The 21,424-nt window shown below is 62.8% G+C and carries 18 protein-coding genes; 17 read left to right on the top strand and 1 reads right to left on the bottom strand.

The genetic code is table 11. The features are described 5' to 3' along the window. Positions 1-15: 15 nt before the first annotated feature. The 10 genes from KY494_RS25855 (at position 16) to KY494_RS25900 (ending at position 13,503) form a co-directional block, all read left to right on the top strand. Positions 16-2,469, top strand: coding sequence for a tetratricopeptide repeat protein (locus KY494_RS25855; protein ID WP_219888687.1), 2,454 nt, complete (start codon positions 16-18; stop codon positions 2,467-2,469). Positions 2,470-2,563: 94 nt separating this feature from the next. Further along, positions 2,564-3,301 (top strand): 5'/3'-nucleotidase SurE, encoded by a 738-nt coding sequence (surE, locus tag KY494_RS25860; protein ID WP_219888688.1) that lies wholly within the window; start codon positions 2,564-2,566, stop codon positions 3,299-3,301. Between the two features lie 9 nt (positions 3,302-3,310). Further along, positions 3,311-4,201, top strand: coding sequence for a protein-L-isoaspartate(D-aspartate) O-methyltransferase (locus tag KY494_RS25865; protein ID WP_219133716.1), 891 nt, complete (start codon positions 3,311-3,313; stop codon positions 4,199-4,201). 42 nt (positions 4,202-4,243) lie between these two features. Beyond that, complete coding sequence (locus tag KY494_RS25870; RefSeq protein WP_219891747.1) at positions 4,244-5,161, top strand: peptidoglycan DD-metalloendopeptidase family protein; 918 nt, start codon at positions 4,244-4,246, stop codon at positions 5,159-5,161. An 8-nt stretch (positions 5,162-5,169) separates the two neighbouring features. After that, positions 5,170-6,201: an RNA polymerase sigma factor RpoS gene (gene rpoS / locus KY494_RS25875; RefSeq protein ID WP_219133714.1), complete on the top strand. Its 1,032-nt coding sequence runs from the start codon at positions 5,170-5,172 to the stop codon at positions 6,199-6,201. 132 nt (positions 6,202-6,333) lie between these two features. Continuing rightward, positions 6,334-7,674: a 23S rRNA (uracil(1939)-C(5))-methyltransferase RlmD gene (rlmD, locus tag KY494_RS25880; RefSeq protein WP_219133713.1), complete on the top strand. Its 1,341-nt coding sequence runs from the start codon at positions 6,334-6,336 to the stop codon at positions 7,672-7,674. A gap of 463 nt (positions 7,675-8,137) precedes the next feature. Further along, complete coding sequence (locus tag KY494_RS25885; RefSeq protein WP_308836402.1) at positions 8,138-10,090, top strand: glycosyl hydrolase family 18 protein; 1,953 nt, start codon at positions 8,138-8,140, stop codon at positions 10,088-10,090. A gap of 75 nt (positions 10,091-10,165) precedes the next feature. Beyond that, positions 10,166-11,212 carry a cupin-like domain-containing protein gene (locus KY494_RS25890; protein WP_219888689.1) on the top strand — a complete coding sequence of 349 codons (1,047 nt, stop codon included), beginning with the start codon at positions 10,166-10,168 and terminating at the stop codon, positions 11,210-11,212. 272 nt (positions 11,213-11,484) lie between these two features. Then, positions 11,485-12,645 (top strand): cyclopropane fatty acyl phospholipid synthase, encoded by a 1,161-nt coding sequence (cfa, locus tag KY494_RS25895; RefSeq protein ID WP_375143496.1) that lies wholly within the window; start codon positions 11,485-11,487, stop codon positions 12,643-12,645. Positions 12,646-12,657: 12 nt separating this feature from the next. Then, positions 12,658-13,503, top strand: coding sequence for a LysR family transcriptional regulator (locus KY494_RS25900; protein ID WP_219133708.1), 846 nt, complete (start codon positions 12,658-12,660; stop codon positions 13,501-13,503). A gap of 61 nt (positions 13,504-13,564) precedes the next feature. Here the strand turns inward: KY494_RS25900 and KY494_RS25905 are convergent, their stop codons facing one another. Then, entirely contained in the window at positions 13,565-14,251 is a 687-nt protein-coding gene (locus KY494_RS25905; protein ID WP_034752039.1) for a Bax inhibitor-1/YccA family protein, read from the bottom strand. Positions 14,252-14,472: 221 nt separating this feature from the next. Between KY494_RS25905 and ndk the strand changes: the two genes are divergently transcribed. The 7 genes from ndk (at position 14,473) to KY494_RS25940 (ending at position 21,403) form a co-directional block, all read left to right on the top strand. After that, positions 14,473-14,889: a nucleoside-diphosphate kinase gene (gene ndk / locus KY494_RS25910; RefSeq protein WP_070223377.1), complete on the top strand. Its 417-nt coding sequence runs from the start codon at positions 14,473-14,475 to the stop codon at positions 14,887-14,889. Between the two features lie 124 nt (positions 14,890-15,013). Beyond that, complete coding sequence (gene rlmN / locus KY494_RS25915; protein ID WP_219133707.1) at positions 15,014-16,189, top strand: 23S rRNA (adenine(2503)-C(2))-methyltransferase RlmN; 1,176 nt, start codon at positions 15,014-15,016, stop codon at positions 16,187-16,189. Positions 16,190-16,200: 11 nt separating this feature from the next. Continuing rightward, a complete protein-coding gene (gene pilW / locus KY494_RS25920) occupies positions 16,201-16,977 on the top strand; it encodes a type IV pilus biogenesis/stability protein PilW (protein ID WP_219888691.1) in 777 nt (258 codons plus the stop codon). 67 nt (positions 16,978-17,044) lie between these two features. Further along, positions 17,045-17,959 carry a helix-turn-helix domain-containing protein gene (locus KY494_RS25925; protein WP_308836403.1) on the top strand — a complete coding sequence of 305 codons (915 nt, stop codon included), beginning with the start codon at positions 17,045-17,047 and terminating at the stop codon, positions 17,957-17,959. Between the two features lie 39 nt (positions 17,960-17,998). Next, a complete protein-coding gene (gene ispG / locus KY494_RS25930) occupies positions 17,999-19,261 on the top strand; it encodes a flavodoxin-dependent (E)-4-hydroxy-3-methylbut-2-enyl-diphosphate synthase (RefSeq protein WP_219888693.1) in 1,263 nt (420 codons plus the stop codon). A 57-nt stretch (positions 19,262-19,318) separates the two neighbouring features. Continuing rightward, positions 19,319-20,680, top strand: a complete 1,362-nt coding sequence (hisS, locus tag KY494_RS25935; RefSeq protein WP_071076279.1) for a histidine--tRNA ligase — start codon at positions 19,319-19,321, stop codon at positions 20,678-20,680. A 54-nt stretch (positions 20,681-20,734) separates the two neighbouring features. Further along, positions 20,735-21,403 (top strand): tetratricopeptide repeat protein, encoded by a 669-nt coding sequence (locus KY494_RS25940; RefSeq protein ID WP_099762965.1) that lies wholly within the window; start codon positions 20,735-20,737, stop codon positions 21,401-21,403. Positions 21,404-21,424: the final 21 nt, after the last annotated feature.

Below are 21,424 nucleotides of genomic sequence, written 5' to 3' on the forward strand. Positions count from 1 at the left end.
GTAAAAGGTCCTGTCATGGAATGCCAACGCCTCTCCCTGCCGCCTTTGAGCGCCCCTGGCGAAGTCGTCACCTTCTATTCCTACAAGGGAGGTACCGGCCGCACCATGGCCCTGTCGAACATCGCCGTCCTGCTGGCGCGCCGTGAAAACGCCAGCGTGCCCGTGCTGATGCTGGACTGGGACATGGAAGCGCCGGGCCTGCACCATTATTTCGAGCAGCACGAGGAACGGCCGGGCGTGCTCGAGTTCTTCGAGGCGTGCCGCCAGCAGCTCGAGCGCATCAGCCTTGAAAATGGCGGCGGGCAGGGCGCAGGCCGCGATGATGCGGCGCTGGCGCAACGCGTGCTCGACGCCATCGACTGGCAGCAATACGTGGTGCGCGTCGACCAGGGCAGCCCGCTGTACCTGATGCGCGCGGGGCGTTTCGATGCCAGCTACAGCGAACGCCTGGCGCAGATGCGCTGGGATCAGCTGTTCGACACTTGCCCGGCCCTGTTCCGCTGCTTCGCCGATACCCTGGCCCAGCATTTCCGCTACGTGCTGGTCGATTCGCGCACCGGCCGCACGGACAGCGCCGGCATCTGCACCACCTTGCTGCCGAAAAAGCTGGTGGTGGTCTTCACGCCGAACCGGCAAAGCCTGGAAGGCGTCGACGCGCTCGTCACCCGTGCCATCGAATACCGCCGCAGTCATGAGGATGAACAGCGTCCGCTGCTCGTCTACCCCTTGCCTTCGCGCATAGAAATGGGCGATGGTGCGCAGCGGGCAGAGTGGCGGCGCGGCGACGCGCACAAGGGCATCGCCGGCTTCCAGCCCATGTTCGAGCGCCTGCTGCGCACCTCCTACGGCTTGCCGCAGATTGCCCTCGACAGCTATTTCGACGAAGTCCAGCTGCAGCAGACGAAAACCTTTGCCTATGGCGAACAGCTGGCCGTGCGCATCGACCAGGGCGGCGACCGCTTTTCTCTCACGCGCACCTTCGAAGCCTTTTTGCACTGGATGACGGGCGGCTACTTTCCCTGGCAATCGAGCCGTGAAATCGCCTTGCTGGGCGCCATCGGCGAAGCGCGCCAGGCCTTGCTGCTCAGACCGGGCCGCGCCGTGGCCCTGCCGCTGGCGCGCGACCTGGCCCGCCTGGGCGAGCTGTACCGCAAGGACGGGCGCAGCGCGCAGGCGCTCGATGCCTTTCGCCAGAGCGTCGAGATCCGCGTACGCCTGCTGGGCGAGGAGCATCCCGACAGCCTGGCGTGCAAGAGCGGCATGGCGCGCCTGCTGCGCCAGCTGGGCAAGCTCGATGAAGCGCGCTTCCTGGAAGAAGACGTACTCGACGTGCGCGAGCGCGTGCTGGGCAGCGAGCATCCCGACACCCTGGCCGCCCGGGCCTGCCTGGCGCAAACGCTGTTGCTGCAGGGGGAGCTGGCGGCGGCGCTGCTGCTGCGCGATGCCGTGCTGGCAAGCTACGCGCGCCAGCTGGGCAGCGAGCATCCGCTGACGCTGGAAGCGATGGATGGCCGCGCCGCCACCTTGCTGCGCATGGGGCGGCTGGCGCAGGCGCAGCAAGTGCTGGGCACGGTGGTGGCGGCGCGCGAGCGCCTGTTTGGCGCCGAGCATGGCGATACCTTGCGCAGCAAGCTGGCCCTGGCGCAGGCCCTGGGGCGCGCAGGCGACCTGGAAGGCGCGCGGCGCCTGCTCGCTGCCGTGCTGCAGGTGCAGGAGCGGCGCCTGGGCAGCGACCATGCGGCCACGCTGGCCACGCGCGACTTGCTGGCCGATATCGTGGCCGGGCAGGGCGACTGGGCCGGCGCGCGCCAGTTGCACGAAGACCAGGTGGCGGCGCGTGAGCGCACGCACGGGCTCGACCATCCTGAAACCCTGATGAGCCAGCGCAAGCTGGCCGAGGCGCTGCTGCGGCGTGGCGAGCTCGATGCGGCGCGCAGCGTGCAGGAGCAGGTGCTGGAAGTGCATGCGCGCCTGCTGGGCGAAGACCACCTCGATACCTTGCACAGCAAGAAGCAATTGGCCGGCACCCTGCAGCAGCAGGGCGACAGCGAGGCGGCGCGCCTGCTGGAAGACGCCGTGCTCAGCGGCAGCGACCGCTTGCTGAATGCGCCCGTCACGGGACATGCGGACAGCGTGCTGGACGGCGCCCGGCATTTGCAGGAAACCATCCTTGCCGGCCGCGCCAGCGGGCAGGACGTGGCCGAGCCGGACACCCTGGCCAGCATGATCTCGATGTTGCAAGGCATGATCGAGCGCGAACAGTATGCGCAGGCGGGCGAACTGGCCGAACATTTGAAGTCCGGTCTGCTGCGCCCGGGCGTGCCGGGCAAGCTGCGCAGGCGCGGCATGGCGCAGATGAAAAGAATGTATAAATTGCAAGGCGACCTGAATGCCTTGCTGGCCTTGCAGGAGGATGAAGTGCAGGCGCTGGAAGGGGCGTTATCGGAAGCGCGCATCGAGCAGCGCTGACGCCTTGCGCCATGTCAGCGCGGCGGCATAAATAATGCTGCCATTCGGCGCGTGGCACGCGCAGTGTTGGCATTGCTTCAGGTAAAATCTCGTTATGAGAATTCTTATCAGTAACGACGACGGTTACCTGGCGCCAGGCCTGGCGGCCTTGGCCGACGCGCTCGCGCCCATTGCGGAAATCGTCGTGGTGGCGCCCGACAGCAATCGTTCGGGCGCGTCCAATTCGCTGTCCCTGGACCGGCCCCTGTCCGTGCACAAGGCGGCCAACGGCTTTTATTTTGTCAACGGCACGCCCACCGACTGCGTGCACGTGGCGCTGACGGGCATGCTCATCGAGCGCCCCGACCTGGTGGTGTCCGGCATCAACAACGGTCCCAACATGGGCGACGACACCCTGTATTCGGGCACCGTGGCGGCCGCCACGGAAGGCTATCTGTTCGGCATTCCCGCCATCGCCTTTTCCCAGTCGCAGTTCGGCTGGGCCAACCTGGACGCGGCCGCCCGCGTGGCACGGGAAATCGTCGAGCGCCAGTTCGACGCCCTGCAGAAACCGTATTTGCTGAATGTGAACATCCCCGCCATTCCATATGAACAATTGCAAGGCGTGGTCGCCACGCGCCTGGGCAAGCGCCATTCGGCCGAGCCCGTGATCCGCGCCCTCGACCCCCGTGGCCGTGAAATCTTCTGGATCGGCCCTGCCGGCGCCGCCAAGGAAGGCGGTCCTGGCACGGACTTTTACGCCATTGAACATGGACAAGTCTCGATCACGCCGCTGCAGATCGACCTGACCCATACCACCCAACTCGATGCACTGGCAAAAGGCCTGGCATGACCGCTCACTATGACTGACAAGCCGCGTACCTTCCCCCTGACCCTCGATTCGCTGGCCGGCAAGCCCGCCAGGCAGGGCGGGGGGCAGTCGCTGGCGCAGTCGCGCATTGCCACGCCGCAGACGGCGACGCAGAATGCGGCGCAAAATGCGGCCAGGGGAGGCGCGCCGTACCATGGCGCCACGCTGCCCATCGCGCCGTCGCGTGCCCAGGCCATCGCCAATGAGCGGGCGCAGCCGGCGGTGCTGTCGCCGCCACGGCAAAATCCGCTCGTGTCGGAGGCCGTGCGCCGGGCAATGGTGGCGCGCATCGCGAAACAGGGCGTCAAGGACCAGGTGGTGCTCGACGCCATGCAAGCCGTGCCGCGCCATCTGTTCATGGACGAGGCGCTGGCGTCGCAGGCGTATATCGACGCCTCCTTGCCCATCGGCCACCATCAGACCATTTCGCAGCCGTATATCGTGGCGCGCATGATCGAAGTGATGCGCCAGGGCGGCAACTTGCAGCGCGTGCTGGAGATCGGCACGGGCTGCGGTTACCAGGCGACGGTGCTGTCGCTGGTGGCGAAAGAGGTGTATTCGATCGAGCGCATCCGGCCCCTGCACGAGCTGGCGAAGGCCAATCTGCGCCCGCTGCGCGTGTCAAATCTGCGCTTGCAGTACGGAGATGGTATGCTTGGCCTGCCGCAGGCGGCGCCCTTCGACGGGATCATCCTTGCCGCAGCCGGCCTGGAAGTCCCGCAAGCCTTGCTGGAACAGCTGGCGCCCGGCGGGCGTCTGGTTGCGCCGGTGGGGGCTAAATTGCAACACTTACAACTCATTACCCGGGTGGGGAAAATGGAATGGACCAGCCAGACCCTGGAAGACTGCCATTTCGTGCCTTTGCGCCCGGGCACCATATGATCCCCGGATCAGCTAGCAAGCAGGACATACAATTACATGCGAATGATTAAGAAAAGTAACATACTTCTATGTAGCCTCACCTTGGCCGCGCTGTTGAGCGGTTGCGGCACCACGGGCGTCCAGGCACCCGTCGTGGAGCGCCATACATCGAGCAGCAGCGCCGCCGCCAGCGATCCGCGCGACCGCGACCCGGCCTACTACACGGTCAAGCGCGGCGACACCCTGTTGCGCATCGCCCTGGAACACGGCCAGAATTACCGCGACCTGGTGGCCTGGAATGACTTGAGCAACCCGAACGACATCAAGGTCGACCAGGTATTGCGCGTGTTGCCGCCGAATGGCGACACGGGCGGCGCGCAAACATCGGCCATCGTCATGCCGCCGGTGACGGAAACCAAGCCGGCCGCACCCGTCGTGCCGAAGAAAACCGGCCCGCGCGGCGAGAAGCGCGCGTATTCCGACGCCGCCCTGGCCGAGTTGCGCGCCGAGGGCGGCAGTGCCGACGCCAAGCCGGCGCCAGCGCCGGCCGCAACTGTCGCCGCCGCACCGGCCGCCGCCGCGGCAGCCCCTGCGGCATCGGCGCCTGGCGACGAGAAGATCAGCTGGATGTGGCCGTCCGAAGGCAAGGTCATCGGCACTTTCGATGAAGGCAAGAACAAGGGCGTCGATATCGCGGGCAAGGCGGGCCAGCAGGTGGTGGCGGCCGGCGCGGGAAAAGTCATGTATGCCGGGAGCGGAATCCGTGGTTATGGTAATCTTGTCATCGTAAAGCACAGTAATAGTTTATTGTCGGCATATGCGCATAACCGCAGCATCCTGGTGAAGGAAGGGCAGAACGTCAACAAAGGCCAGGCCATCGCCGAAATGGGCGATTCCGATGCCGACCGCGTGAAGCTGCACTTTGAAATCCGCCAGCAGGGCAAGCCTGTCGACCCTTCGAAATTCCTGCCTAACCGTTAGGTAAAGCAATGACACACGCGCCGCACGATCAGTTGGACGATGAGCCGGACCTGCCGGAAGACGGGACAGACGAAGTCGTGACGGACGATGCCGGCGAACTCGACGGTATTGATGCCGTCGACGCGGGCGAGGGCGGCGAGGCGGCCAGTGTCAGCGTGCTGGTCGAAAGTGTCGATGAACTCAAAAAAGTGCTGGCGGCCGAGCTGTCGACCGATACCACGCAGCACTATCTGAACCAGATCGGTACGCGGCCATTGCTGACGGCGGCGCAAGAGGTGCATTACGCCACGCTGGCCAAGCAGGGCAATTTCGAAGCCCGGCAAACCATGATCGAGCACAACCTGCGCCTGGTCGTATCGATCGCCAAGCATTACATCAACCGCGGCGTGGTCTTGCTCGACATGATCGAGGAGGGCAACATCGGCCTGATGCGCGCCATCGACAAGTTCGAACCCGAACGGGGCTTCCGTTTTTCCACCTACGCCACCTGGTGGATACGCCAGAGCATCGAGCGCGCCATCATGAACCAGGCGCGCACGGTGCGCCTGCCCGTGCACATGGTGCGCGAACTGAACCAGATTTTGCGCGGCAAGTATCACCTGGAAGCCCAGCATCACGATGGCAAGGATGCCACCGCGGAAGACATCGCCCACCTGGTGGGCCGTCCCGTGGAAGAGGTACAGGATATTCTGGCGCTGTCCGAGCACGCCACCTCGCTCGACGCGCCGCTCGACAACGATCCGCAGTCGTCGCTGATGGACATGTTGCCCGGCGCCAGCGAAGACAGCCCCGACGCGCGCGCGGAACACCATGAAATGACGGTGCTGGTGCGCGACTGGCTGACCAAGCTGCCCGACAAGCAGCGCGTCGTCATCATGCGCCGTTTCGGCCTGGACAACGACGATCCGGCCACGCTGGAAACCCTGGCCGAGGAAATGGGCGTGACGCGCGAGCGCGTGCGCCAGATCCAGCAGGAAGCCCTGATTAAACTCAAACGTGCCATGGCGGCGCGCGGCGTGGTGCGCGACTCGTTATTGTAGGACGCCCGATCCCGGTATTTCCGGGGCCGCATCTGCTATCATACGCCCCGCTCGCGGCGCCTGACCTTTCCCCGATTCTTTCAAGTTCCAGCGCGGCCCTGCGTCCTGGCCCACTCTTACCTATTGATCGCTATGCAAGAAAATATCATCGAAATCAAATCGCTCGACATGGACGCCCGTGGCGTTGGCCATATTGAAAACGAAGACGGCTCGCCGGGCAAGGTCGTGTTTGTCGAAGGCGCATTGCCGGGCGAGCGCGTCAGCTTTGTGACGTTCAAGAAAAAGAAAAACTGGGAAATGGCCCGCATGACGGCGCTGCACCGCGAATCGTCCATGCGCGTGACGCCCAAGTGCAAGCATTTCGATAACTGCGGCGGCTGCTCGATGCAGCACCTGGAGCCGTCGGCGCAGGTGGCGATCAAGCAGCGCGTGCTGGAAGATAACTTGTGGCATATCGGCAAGGTGCGTCCGCAAAGCATCATGCGCCCCATGTATGGCCCGACGTGGGGCTACCGCTACCGCGCGCGCCTGTCCGTGCGCCACGTCAAGAAGAAAGACGCCGTGCTGGTGGGCTTCCATGAAAAGAAATCGGCGTTTGTCGCCGACATGGATAGCTGCGAAATCCTGCCGCCGCACATTTCCGCCATGCTGCTGCCGCTGCGTGGATTGATTGCTTCGCTGTCGATCTTCGAGCAGATGCCGCAGATCGAGCTGGCCGTCGGTGAAGACGTCACCGCCATGGTCTTGCGCATCATGGCGCCGTTGACGGCGGACGATGAAACGAAATTGAAAGCCTTTGCCGACGAGTACGGCGTGCAATGGTGGCTGCAGGTGAAAGGGCCGGAAACGGCCGTGCCGTTCTATCCGCTGGACAAGCAATTGCATTACCTGCTGCCGGAATTCGGCGTCAAGATGCCGTTCAAGCCCGTCGATTTCACGCAGGTGAACCACCACATCAACCGCGTGCTGGTGTCGAAAGCCCTGCGTTTGCTGGAAGTGCAGCCGACCGACCGCGTGGCCGACCTGTTCTGCGGCCTGGGCAATTTCACCTTGCCGCTGGCCACGCAATGCAGCGCAGTGGTGGGCATCGAAGGCAGCACCACGCTGACGGAGCGGGCGCTGGAAAACGCACTGGCCAATGGCCTGGCGGAAAAAACCTCGTTCTCGACGCGCAACCTGTTCGAAGTCACCACCGACGACCTGATCGCCTTGGGCCGTTTTGATCGCATCCTCGTCGACCCGCCGCGCGATGGCGCCATGGCCCTGTGCCAGGCGCTGGTCGGCCTGTCGCAAGTGCGCCCCGACCTGCTGCCGAAACGTATCGTGTATGTGTCGTGCAGCCCGTCGACCCTGGCGCGCGACGCCGGCATCCTGGCGCTGGAAGCGGGTTATGTATTGAGCAAGGCGGGCGTGGTGAACATGTTCCCGCATACGTCGCACGTAGAGTCGATGGCGGTATTTGATTTGCTCTGAGGGCACACCTGAGAAAACGTCCATAGCTGCGTTGCCTTGCCTAGCCGTACTATTCGTACTGTCTTCGGCAAGGCGCCTTGCTCTGAACGTTTTTCAGGCGCGCCGAGGCTATCCATGCGCTGGCCTGGATTCCGCGCTAATACCACTCACAGCGTGTTATAAAACTGGTCTGTCTTTTCCCGATCCAGCGTCTTTTTTCATCCTCCCTCTGCCGTTTTTTCATTGTCCAGTAGGACAACACGCCGTTCGCATCAGCCGCTGCGTTTTCTGCGCGAAGTGGTATTGCCCACTTCGAGGCCACTTCAAAACCACTTGACCGCCTATTTTTTCAGCAGCATGCTGTTCTTGCAACTGCAAAAAACAAAATCACAGGGTAGCTTTTCATTGAAGCAGAGTTGTATTTCCGCAAACCTGAACAGGAGACAGCGTGGAAAATTTAATACTCAAAAAAACAATCAGGAACATGATGGTATGTCTGGCCAGCGGTGGCGTGCTGGCGGCATGCGGCGGTGGCGGCGACGCCAGCGCGCCCGGCGGCTCGCAATTGCTGGCGGCCAGCACGGTGGTCGCCTGCGTGCCGTGGCAAGAGGGCGGCACGTACAACGCGGGCACGGTGGTCACTTACCTGGGCGCCAACTACACGGCCCTGGTGACGCAGACCGATCACGTGGGCTCGGGTTGGAACCCCGTCTCCACGCCTAGCCTGTGGAGCGCCGGCGGCACCTGCGATGGCGGCACCACGCCGACCCCAACGCCTACACCCACCCCGACACCGACACCCACCCCGACACCGACACCGGTGCCAACGCCGAACCCGACGCCCACCCCGACCCCGACCCCAACCGGCGGCACCTGCGCGCTGGCCTGGGTGGCGGGCACGGCTTACAGCGCGGGCGCCACCGTCAGCTATGCGGGCACGAATTACCGCGCCAACTACTGGACGCAGGGCGACAACCCGTCGACCAGCAGCGGCGCCGCGGGCACGGGCAAGCCATGGACCAGCCAGGAGATCTGCAGCATCACGCCGACGCCCACTCCGACGCCTACTCCAACCCCGACGCCGACGCCGACACCGACGCCGACACCGACGCCGACGCCGACGCCAACGCCAACGCCAACCCCAACGCCAACCCCGACCCCAACCCCAAAGGGCCGCGAAGTGGGGTCGTACTTCGCGCAGTGGGGCGTGTATGGCCGCGACTATGAAGTGGCGAACGTGCACACCAGCGGCGTGGCCGATAAGTTGACCTTCATTAACTACGCTTTCGGCAACATCTATCCGAAAAATGGCGGCTATGAATGCGCCATGATCACCAAGACGGAACCGGGCGCGACGAATCCGAATTCGCCGGACGCGGGCACGGGCGGCGATGCCGAGGCCGACTACATCCGCACGCCGAAGCGCACCGTCGATGGCCAGGCGATTCCTTGGGACGCACCGTTGTCGGGCAACTTTTTGCAGTTGAGAAAGCTGAAGGCGGCGCACCCGAACCTGAAACTGTTCATCTCGCTGGGCGGCTGGAGCTGGTCGAAGAACTTCTCCGTCGGTTCGGCCACCGATGCGCTGCGCAAGCAGATGGTGCGTTCCTGCATCGATATCTACATCAAAGGCAACTTGCCGGTGCAGGGCGGTCGCGGTGGCGCGGGCGCGGCGGCCAACATCTTTGACGGCATCGACATCGACTGGGAATACCCGGTCGGTGGCGGCCAGCCGTACAACACGGTCAGCCCCAATGACAAGCGCAACTTCACCTTGCTGATGGCGGAATTCCGCAGCCAGCTCGATGCGCTCGGCGCCGCCAACGGCAAGCGCTACCTGTTGACGGCCGCTGTCGGTGCCGGCAAGGACAAGATCGACAACACGGAACCGGCCCTGTACTCGCCGTACATGGACTGGATCAACCTGATGACCTACGACTTCCACGGCGGCTGGGAAACGAGCACCAACTTCAACGCCCAGTTGTATGCCGACCCCGCTGATCCATCGACGGGCATGGCGCGCGAATACGTGGGCGACAAGGCGGTGCAATACATGATTGCCGCCGGCGTGCCGCGCGACAAGCTGCTGCTGGGCATACCGTTCTATGGCCGCGGCTGGACGGGCGTGGCGCCGGGGTCGAACGGCGATGGCCTGTACCAGGCTGCCACGGGCACGGCGCCGGGCACCTACGAGTCGGGCATCGAGGACTATAAAATCCTCGTCGCCAAGAGCGGCACGCGCTACTACCATCCCGTGACCAGGCAGCTGTACCTGTACACGGGGGCGGGCGGCCAGTGGTGGAGCTATGACGACCCGACCGTCATCGGCACCAAGGTGAAATATGTGAAAGACCAGGGCTTGCGCGGCGCGTTCTCGTGGGAACTCGATGGCGATGCGAATGGCGTGCTGGCGACCGAGGTGTGGAAAGTACGGTAATGCGTCGTTAGGGTAGGGCGCGGCCGGACGGTGCATGCTGTCCGGCCGCTGATGCATATAAAAAGGAGACAGGTAATGGCGGCCGTATCGATAGTGGGAGCAAAACAGCTGGAGCAGAAGCAAGACCCGGAGCTGAGCCGCGAGTGGCGCAGCTGGATCGCGGAAAACCTCATGCTGGGCAGCCATCCGTCGGCGTTGATGCCGGTGCTGCAACAGGCTGGCATCGCGGAAGGCCTGGCGCACCGCGAAATCGAACTTGCGCTGCACAGCCCGTACCTGGCCGGCGCCGTGCGCCTGTCGAACCGGCTGGCCAAGCGCGACTGGGTGATCGATATCCAGCGCAAGCTGAACCAGTTGCGTTCGCCCGAGATACCGCGTCGCGACAAATTGACGGCGCAGGAATTCCTCGACGAGTACTATTCCACCAACCAGCCCGTCATCATCACCGGCATGCTCGATGAGTGGCCGGCGATCCGAAAATGGAGCCCTGCCTACTTCCGCGACCATTTTGCGCAGCGCGAAGTGGAAGTGCAGTTCGGCCGCGAAGCGGACGCCCAGTACGAAATGAACAGCGTGGCCCACAAGCGCAAGATGGCGTTCGGCGAGTACGCCAGCCTGGTCGAGGGCAGCGGTGCGACCAACGATTTCTATATGACGGCGAACAACGATTCGCAAAACCGGCAAGCCTTGCGCGAGCTGTGGGACGATATCGGCCAGCTGCCCGAATACCTGGAACAGGGTGGCGGCCCGACGGGGTTTTTATGGTTCGGCCCGGCCGGCACGGTGACGCCGTTCCACCACGACCTGACGAACAACTTCATGGCGCAAGTCAAAGGGCGCAAGCGCCTGCGCATCATGGCCGCCTGCGAAGTGGCGCGCGTGTACAACCAGCGCCACTGTTTTACCCCCGTCGACGGGCGCGCCATCGACCTGCGGCGCTATCCGCTGATGGCCGACGTGCAGGTGCGCGAATGCGTGCTGGCGCCGGGCGAAATCCTGTTTTTGCCCGTCGGCTGCTGGCATTTCGTCGAAGCGCTGGACGTATCGATGACGGTGGCGTTTACCAACTTCAAATGGGATAACGATTTTTACAGCAAGTATCCACCGAATCACGACTTTTGATGGTAGGGCTTACTTGCCGCGAACAGCCGCCTTACGGGCGGCTTTTTTCATTGTACGGCAGGTATCTTGTATAAGATATTTCCATAAAATAATTTATTTAAATCATTTTGTAGCAATTATTTTGATATGAATGACCATGATGTTTCATTATCCAGATGGCCATGGCGGGCGGATAATTTTATGGCTGGTGTGTCGCCGGGCCTCTGAGTGGGCGTGATGGCGCGCCAGCACCGACAACCATCTGGAGGCGGCAGGGCATGAACACGCAGCAAATGACACAGTTACAGCAAGCACCAGCAGGTAGTACTGAACTCCAGCTCGACACGCGGCTGACCCGCGAAGCGGCCGAATTGCTGGCCAGGGCCGACATCCACCTGAATGGCCGCGCCGCCTGGGACATGCAACTGCGCAAACCGGGCGTGCCGGAACGGGCTTTCGCCAGCGGCAACCTGGGCCTGGGCGAAGCGTACATGGATGGCGACTGGGATGCGAGCCAGCTCGACGAATTCTTTTGCCATCTGTTGCGCGCCAGGGTGGCCGACGACGTGCGCCCCATGCGCCTGCTCTTCCACGCCCTGACTGCGCGCCTGTTCAACCTGCAGACGGAACGCCGCGCGTGGATGGTGGGCAAGGAACACTACGACCTGGGCAACGCCTTCTATGCGGCCATGCTCGATCCGCGCATGACCTATACGTGCGGCTACTGGAAGGATGCGGCCAACCTGGCCGAGGCGCAGGAAGCCAAGCTCGATCTGATCTGCCGCAAGCTCAGGCTGGAGCCGGGCATGCGCGTGCTCGACATCGGCTGCGGCTGGGGCAGTTTCATGCGTTATGCAGCGGAAAAATACCAGGTGCAGTGCGTGGGCGTGACCATCTCGCAAGAGCAGGTCGCGTATGCGCGCGGCATGCCGGGCGGAGACAAGTTGGACTTCCGCCTGCAGGATTACCGCGACACCGATGAAAAATTCGACCGCATCGTCAGCATCGGCATGTTCGAGCACGTGGGGCATAAAAATCACCGCACCTTCATGGAGGTGGCGCACCGCTGCCTGGAAGACGACGGCCTGTTCCTGCTGCACACGATCGGCAAGAACAAGCGTCAATCCGCGTGCGACCCGTGGATCGACAAATACATCTTCCCGAATGGCGACTTGCCGTCGATCGGGCAAATCGGCGACGCCATCGACGATCTGTTTGTCGCCGAAGACCTGCACAACTTCGGCGCCGACTACGACAAGACCCTGATGGCCTGGCACGCCAATTTTGAGCAGGCGTGGCCGCAGTTCTCCGCCCAGCTGGGCGAGCGCTTCCACCGCATGTGGTCCTACTATTTGCTGTCCTGCGCCGGTGCCTTCCGCGCGCGCGACTTGCAGCTGTGGCAATGGGTCCTGTCGAAGCGGGGCGTATTGGGTGGCTATGCGCGCATCAGCTGATATGATGGATTGATGGATATCAATCAAGCGCGTACCTTCCTCGAAGTGGCTTCCTGCGGCAGCTTCATCATGGCGGCCGAGCGCATGCACGTGACGCAAACGGCCGTCAGCGCCCGCATCCGCACGCTGGAGCAGCAACTGGGGCGCCAGTTATTTGTGCGTAACAAGGCGGGCGCCCGCCTGACGTCGGCCGGCGAGCGCTTCATGCGCCATGCGGCCACCATGGTGCAGGTGTGGGAGCGGGCGCGCCACCAGGTGGCCTTGCCGCCGGGGCGCGACGACGCCGTCAGTATCGGCTGCGAGCTGAGCCTGTGGCAGCCGCTGCTCGGCGACTGGCTGATACGCATGAGCCGCGATTGCCCCGAGATCGCCTTGCGCGCGGAAGTCGACAGTCCCGCGCGCCTGCTCGACGCCGTGCACGACGGTTCGCTCGACCTGGCCGTGCTGTACAACCCGCCGCAGCGCCCGGGCCTGGCCAGCGAATTGCTGGCCGAGGAAAAGCTGGTGATGGTGACCACGCGCGCCGACGGGCAGATGCATGCCGATACGTATGTGTATGTGGACTGGGGACCCAGCTTCGCGGCCAACCACCAGGCGACGTATCCGGAGCTGAGCAGCCCGCCCGTCTCGATTTCGCTGGGGCCGCTGGCCCTCGTCTACCTGCTGGAAGTGGGTGGCGCCAGTTACTTTCGCATCGGCAGCGCGCAACCTTATCTCGATGCAGGCTTGCTGCACCGCGTGCGCGACGCGCCCGAATTCTCGCATTCCGCCTACGCCGTGTACGCGGCCCAGCGCGACAACCCGACCCTGGATCGCGCCCGCGCCTGCCTGCTGGCGGTGGCGGAGAAGATCAAGTAGGTTCGACAGACGTAAAAAAGCCGACCCGCGGGTCGGCTTTTTGCTGTTTCAATCGCCGCGCTTAGTCGCGGCTGCCGCCGGCGAAGCCCAGCAGGGAAAGCAGGCTGGTGAAGATGTTGTACACGTCCAGGTAGATGCGCAGGGTGGCCGAGATGTAGTTGGTCTCGCCGCCGTTGATGATTTGCTGCACGTCATACAGGATGTAGGCCGAGAAGATGGCGATGGCGACCATGGAGATCACGATCGACAGTGCCGACAGGCCCAGGAAGATGTTCGCCACCGATGCCAGGATCAGCACGATCACGCCGGCGAACAGCCATTTGCCCATGGCCGAGAAGTCGCGCTTCGACACCGTGGCGATGGTCGCCATCACGGCCAGGATGGTGGCCGTGCCGCCGAATGCCGTCATGATCAGCATGCCGCCGTTCGAGTAGCCGAGCGTGCGCGTCAGGATAGGCGTGAGCATCAGGCCCATGAAGAAGGTGAAGCCCAGCAGGACGGCAACGCCCAGGCCCGAGTTCTTGGTTTTCTCGATCGCGTACATGAAGCCGAATGCGACGGCCATGAAGATGATGAAGCCCATGCCGCCGGTCAGCATCGGCAAATGCATTTGCACGCCGATGAAGGCGCCCAGCACGGTCGGTATCATGGACAGTGCCAGCAGCCAGTAAGTGTTGCGCAAGACCTGATGGCGGACTTGCTGCATGCCCCCCGACAGGTCAAAGGTGCGTTGCATGTTCTGATTCATAGTGCCTCCGTGTTGTCAATTCAAATTACTACTTTACCCAAGGATAGCATGAGGGGCGGAATTTGCCAAAAAAGCAGCTTAAGATTTCATTAAACTCAAGCGGCAGGGAAGGATGCCCCCTGCCTGTCTGGGTGATATGGGGTGGAGTATGGTAAAATCAAAGGTTGATTGAGTTATCAATTTACCGTTTTAAACCTTACTTTTTATTGGAGTTTTCACACATGGCAATCGAACGCACCCTGTCGATCATCAAACCAGACGCAGTTGCAAAAAACGTAATCGGTCAAATCTACACCCGTTTTGAAAACGCTGGCCTGAAAATCGTTGCAGCACGCATGACCCAACTGTCGCGCGAACAAGCTGAAGGCTTCTACGCAGCGCACAAAGAGCGCGGCTTCTTCAAGGATCTGGTCGACTTCATGGTTTCCGGTCCAGTCATGATCCAGGCCCTGGAAGGCGAAAACGCCGTTCTGGCCCACCGTGACCTGATGGGCGCGACCGATCCGAAGAAAGCAGAAAAAGGCACGATCCGCGCCGATTTCGCCGATTCGATCGACGCCAACGCCGTACACGGTTCCGACGCTGTCGAAGCTGCTAAAGTGGAAATCGCTTACTTCTTCCCAGAACTGAAGGCTTAATTGCCTTAGATAACGTTATTTCCTGGCGTTATCTGTGAAATAACTTATCACCCCCTGTTCCCGCTGCGCTGTGGTGCTTTGCTCCTGATGCGCGCGGGGACGGATTTTTAGAATAGACAAGATCATGAATACGACGACCCTCACCAACTTGCTGGACCTCGATCCCGCGCAACTCATCGCCTACTGCGCCGAGTTGGGAGAGAAACCGTTTCGTGCGAAACAATTGCAGCGTTGGATACACCAGTTCGGCGCTTCCGATTTTGACGCCATGACGGACCTGGCCAAGTCGCTGCGCGACAAGTTGGCCACGCGCGCCGAAGTGCGCGCCCCGGCCGTCATCAGCGACCACACGTCGACCGATGGCACGCGCAAGTGGCTCGTTGACGTGGGCAATGGCAATGCCGTGGAAACCGTGTTCATTCCGGAAGAAAACCGCGGCACCCTGTGCATCTCGACCCAGGCCGGCTGCGCCGTGAACTGCCGTTTCTGCTCGACGGGCAAGCAGGGCTTCAACCGCAACCTCAGCGTTGGCGAAATCATCGGCCAGCTGTGGATGGCGGAATTCGAATTGCGCCGTACCAAGGGCATCGAGCCTGGCCCGAAAGGCGAGCGCCAGATCACCAACGTGGTGATGATGGGCATGGGCGAACCCCTGCTGAACTTTGAGCCGACCGTCACGGCCCTGAAATTGATGCTCGACGACAACGCCTACGGCCTGTCGCGCCGCCGCGTGACCCTGTCGACCTCGGGCGTGGTGCCGATGATGGACAAGCTGTCGCAGGAAGTGCCGGTGGCCCTGGCCGTCTCGCTGCACGCCTCGAACGACGCCTTGCGCGATGGGCTGATTCCACTGAACAAGAAGTACCCGCTGAAGGAATTGATGGCGGCCTGCAAGCGCTACCTGGAATTCGCCCCGCGCGATTTCATCACGTTTGAATACTGCATGCTCGATGGCGTCAACGACAGCGACGAGCACGCGCACGAACTGCTGGCGCTGGTGCAAGACCGCGAGTTCGGCGTGAACTGCAAGTTCAACCTGATTCCGTTTAATCCTTTCCCCGAGTCGGGCCTGTTCCGCTCGAAAAACCCGCGCATCAAGGCGTTTGCCCAGGTACTGATGGATGGCGGCATCATCACCACCGTGCGCAAGACGCGCGGCGACGATATCGATGCGGCCTGCGGCCAGCTGGCCGGCGAAGTCAAGGACCGCACGCGGGTGCAGGAACGCATGGAAAAGATGACCGAGTATCAGCAAAAATTCGGCGCCAATTTCGGCAAGATCGTGGAGATCCGCTCCTGATGCGGGGAAGCATGGCTTATCCTGGCGCACTTGCCGCGGCTGTTGTCAGCCTGGGCGTGCTGCTGGCCGGCTGTGCTGCCACCGCGGACAAGGAGCAAGCCGCATCGGTCGAGCAGCGCGCCGCCTTGCGCTTGCAGCTGGCCAGCGCCTATTATATGCAAGACCAGTTCGTGGTGGCGTTGGCCGAGGCAGAGCAGGCGGTGCAGCTGGTGCCGGACAACGCCCAGGTACGCGGCATGCGCGCCCTGATTTTTGTCGCCCTGCGCCAACCTGGGGCTGCCGAAAAAGATTTTCTTTACGCATTGCGCCTCGCGCCCCACAATCCCGAGTTGAGCAATAATTATGGCCTGTTTCTGTGCCAGACCGGGCGCGCGGCGCAGTCGCTGGCGTATTTTGATGCCGCATTGCAAGATGCCGCCTATGGCACGCCTGCACTGGCGCTGCATAATGCGGCGGCGTGCAGCCTGGTCATGCAAGATTACCCGCGCGCCGCCAGCTACTGGCTCAAGGCGGAGCGCATCGCACCTGGCGCGGCAATCACGTATGCCGGCCTGGTGCGCGTGTATTACGAACAGCAGGACTACCGGCAAGCGGCTCATTACCTTGAGCGGCTCGGTAAAGTAGCGACAATGGAGAGCCAGGCGGCCGATGTGCTGTGGCTCGGGATCAAGGTGCAGCATAAGCTCGGGGATGCGGGTGCGGAAGCTGGCCTGGGGGCGCTTTTGCGCCACCACCATTCCGGCTCCCCCGAATATGCTGCTTATCAAAATGGGGCGTTTGATGAGTGAGACAGGGATACCAATGAATTCAGAGTGGGCAGAAACGCCTCAGCAGCAGCCCCAGGGCAATCTTGCGTTGGCAGGCGCACAGTTGAAGGCGCAGCGCGAAGCGCTGGGCTGGCCGGTGGAACAGGTGGCCGACCAGCTCAAGCTGGCGCCACGCCAGGTGATCGCGTTGGAAGAGGGCGACATGGCGGCCTTGCCGAACCTGGCCGTGGTGCGCGGTTTCGTGCGCGCCTACGCCAAGGTGGTGCGTCTCGACGCGGCGCCGCTGGTGGCCATGATCGAAGTCCATCCGGCGCCGGCGCAAGACCCGGCCGCGCCCGTGCGGCGTGAAATTTCCGCCACGTTTTCCGAGTCGCGCTTCCCGTCGATGACGCAGCGCTCGTCGAACCAGACTCCCCTCTGGATCGCCGGCGCCGTGGCCGTCGTCGTGGCGGCCGCCTTTGGCGCCTACAAGCTCGGCTATGTACCGGCCAGCCTGTTGTCCTCGCACGCCGAGAAAGAAACCGTGCATGCGGACGTGGGCCCCGTGGAAACGACCCTGATCAAGCCGGGCCAGGACTTGACGCCCGTGCAGACGCCGTCCGTGCCGCTGATTTCCGTGCCGCCGCCGCCAGGCAACGATACGCAGACGGGCGCGCCTGTCTCCAGCGTCGCTTCGGCGCCTGCCGCCGCCGTGCCGCCAGCAGCTGCTCCGGCGGCGACGGCCGCCGTCACGCCGCCCGTTGCCGCCGCCGCCGCTACCGTGGGCGCGAATACGCTGGTGTTGAAGGTGGAGCAAGATTCCTGGGTGGAAATCCGCCGCCCGGGCAGCTCGCCGTTGATTTCGCGCATGGTCAAGGCGGGCAGCACGGAAACGTTCGATATCGCGGGACCGGCCACCCTGGTGGTGGGCAAGCCGGGTGCCGTGCAGGCAACCTTGCGCGGTGCCAAGCTGGATCTGCCCACCGTTGCCGGTGGCACGATTTCCCGTGTCAGCATCAAATAATTGCAGTCATCGTTCAAGCAAACTCAGAAGATAATATTTATGGCTACCTCGAAAACAGCGATCGGCTCCGGTCCTTCCGGCCGCCGCGACAGCCGCAAGGTACTGATCGCGCACGGCCAGCGTCAGATCTGGGTGGGCGGCGACGCCCCCGTGGTGGTGCAGTCGATGACGAACACGGATACGGCCGACGCCATCGGCACGGCGATCCAGATCAAGGAACTGGCGCGTGCCGGTTCGGAACTGGTGCGCCTGACGGTGGACCGTCCGGAAGCGGCTGCCGCCGTGCCGTATATCCGCGAGCAGCTCGACAAGATGGACATCGACGTGCCGCTGGTGGGCGATTTTCACTATAACGGCCATACCCTGCTCAACGATTACCCCGATTGCGCGCGCGCGCTGTCGAAGTACCGCATCAATCCTGGCAACGTGGGCAAGGGCGCCAAGCGCGACACGCAATTCGCGCAAATGATCGAAGCGGCTTGCAAGTACGACAAGCCGGTGCGCATCGGCGTGAACTGGGGCAGCCTCGACCAGGCCTTGCTGGCGCGCATCATGGATGAAAACGCGGGCCGCGCCGACCCTTGGCCGGCGCAAGCCGTCATGTATGAAGCGCTGGTGACGTCGGCGATTGAAAACGCCGTGCGCGCCGAAGAGCTGGGCCTGGGCCGCGACAAGATCATTCTGTCGTGCAAGGTGTCTGGCGTGCAGGACCTGATCGCCGTGTACCGCGAGCTGGCCCAGCGCTGCGACTATCCGCTGCACCTGGGCCTGACGGAAGCGGGCATGGGCAGCAAGGGCATCGTGGCGTCCACCGCGGCGCTGGCCGTGCTGCTGCAGGAAGGCATCGGCGACACCATCCGCATTTCGCTCACGCCCGAACCGGGCGGCGACCGCACGCGCGAAGTCATCGTCGGCCAGGAAATCCTGCAAACCATGGGCTTGCGCAAGTTCGCGCCGATGGTCATCGCCTGCCCCGGTTGCGGTCGCACGACGTCGACCACCTTCCAGGAGCTGGCCGACAACATCCAGACCTACCTGCGCGAGCAGATGCCGGAATGGAAGATATCGTATCCGGGCGTGGAAGCGATGAACGTGGCCGTCATGGGCTGCATCGTCAACGGTCCCGGCGAATCGAAGCATGCGAACATCGGCATCAGCCTGCCCGGCACGGGCGAGTCGCCGGCCGCGCCTGTGTTTGTCGACGGCGAAAAAGTCGTCACCCTGCGCGGCGAACGCATCGTCGAGGAATTCCAGGACATCGTCCTCAATTATGTTAAAAGCCATTATGGCGCAGCAGCGTAGGTCGGATTAGCGCTACGCGCGTAATCCGACAATCAAGTTAAAGCAAAGAAGAACACTATGTCCGAAAATAAAAAAGCAGAGAAAATTACAGGCGTGAAAGGCATGAATGACGTGCTGCCGGCCGATGCCCCGCTGTGGGAATTGTTTGAAAATACGGCGCAATCCGTGCTGCAAAGCTACGGCTTCCAGCAGATCCGCACGCCGATCGTGGAAGAAACGAAATTGTTCGCGCGCGCCATCGGCGCCGTGACCGATATCGTGGAAAAGGAAATGTACTCGTTCACCGATTCGATGAACGGCGATAACCTGACCCTGCGTCCTGAAGGCACGGCCGGCGTGGTGCGCGCCGTGGTCGAACACAACCTCGTCTACGAAGGCCCGAAACGCCTGTGGTACAAGGGCCAGATGTTCCGCCACGAGCGCCCGCAGAAAGGCCGCTACCGCCAGTTCCACCAGTTCGGCGTGGAAGCCATCGGTTTCACGGGCCCGGATATCGACGCCGAGATCATCATGCTGTCGCGCCGCCTGTGGGATGACCTGGGCCTGGAAGGCATCCGCCTGGAGCTGAACTCGATCGGCGATGCGGACGAGCGCCTGCGCCACCGCGCCGACCTGATCGCCTACCTGGAAAGCCACAGCGAGCTGCTCGACGAAGAAGCCAAGCGCCGCCTGCACAGCAATCCGCTGCGCATCCTCGACACGAAGAACCCAGCCATGCAGGACCTGGTCAATGGCGCACCGAAGCTGCTGGACTACCTGGGCGAGGAATCGCTGGCCCACTTCCACGGCGTGCAGAAGATCTTGAACCACAACAATATCCCGTTCACCATCAATCCACGCCTGGTGCGCGGCCTCGATTACTACAACCGCACGGTGTTCGAGTGGGTCAGCGACAAGCTGGGCGCGCAAGGCACGGTCTGCGCCGGTGGCCGCTATGATGGCATGGTGGAAATGTTCGGTGGCAAATCGACGCCCGCCGTCGGTTTCGGCATGGGCGTCGAACGCCTGGTGCTGCTGATGAAGGATGCGGCCGAGCCGGAAGCCCCGGCCCAGTGCGACGTGTATCTGGTGCACCAGGGCGAGCAGGCAGGCTTGCAAGCGTTCGTGCTGGCCGAGCGGATTCGCGATGCGGGCCTCGACGTTGTGCTACATTGCGCAGCGAGCAACGGTGGCGGCAGCTTCAAGACGCAAATGAAAAAGGCCGATGCCAGCGGCGCGGCGTTTGCCGTGATCATGGGCGACGATGAAATCGCCAACAATGTCGCGACGGTGAAAGCCATGCGCGAAGCCGATGCGGGCGCGCAGCAGAGCACGGTGCCGTTCGACGATGTCGTCGATTACGTGGTGGACCAGATCATCGGCGACCACGATTGCGGCCACGACCACGGTCCTGGCGGCCACGTGCATCACCACCATTGATTTGAAGCAAGACCGTACTACCCTCGATCAACTACTCATTAAAACTGACGACCCATGGCATACGATCACGAAGAACAAGAACAACTGGCAACCCTGAAGGCCTGGTGGCAGCGCAATGGCAATCTGACCTCCTGGGTCCTGATCGTGGCGCTGGCAGGCTACAGCGGCTGGGCTGGCTGGCAGTACTACCAGCGCACGCAGGCCGCGCAAGCGGGCCAGCTGTACGACGAACTGCAAAACGCCATCGCCGCCAAGGACACGGCCAAGGTGATGCGCGCGGCCGGCGACATGCAGTCGCGTTTCGGCGGCACGGCGTATGCGCAGATGAGCGCCCTGGCCGCGGCCAAGGTGGCGTTCGACGCGAACGACCTGAAAACGGCGAAGACCCAGCTGCAATGGGTAGCCGAGCATGGCACGGAAGAGTACAAGGCCATCGCCAAGCTGCGCCTGGCCGGTGTCCTGCTGGACGAAAAAGCCTACGATGAAGCGTTGAAGGTGCTCGCGACGGCCACCGTGGCGCAATTTGCCGGCGCCGTGGCCGACCGCAAGGGCGACATCCTGGTGGCGCAAAACAAGCTGGCCGATGCCCGCACGGCTTACCTGGCCGCGATAGCCGCGACGGACAAGAACAATCCAGGCCGTCAACTGATTCAGGTCAAACTGGAAGCGATTGGCGGTACGGTACCGGAAGACAAGGCCAAGGCTGACAAGGCCGCCGCCTGACAGGAACACTGACGGTGTGGC

It is taken from the genome of Janthinobacterium sp. PAMC25594 (assembly GCF_019443505.1).
Taxonomy (GTDB): Bacteria; Pseudomonadota; Gammaproteobacteria; order Burkholderiales; family Burkholderiaceae_D; genus Janthinobacterium.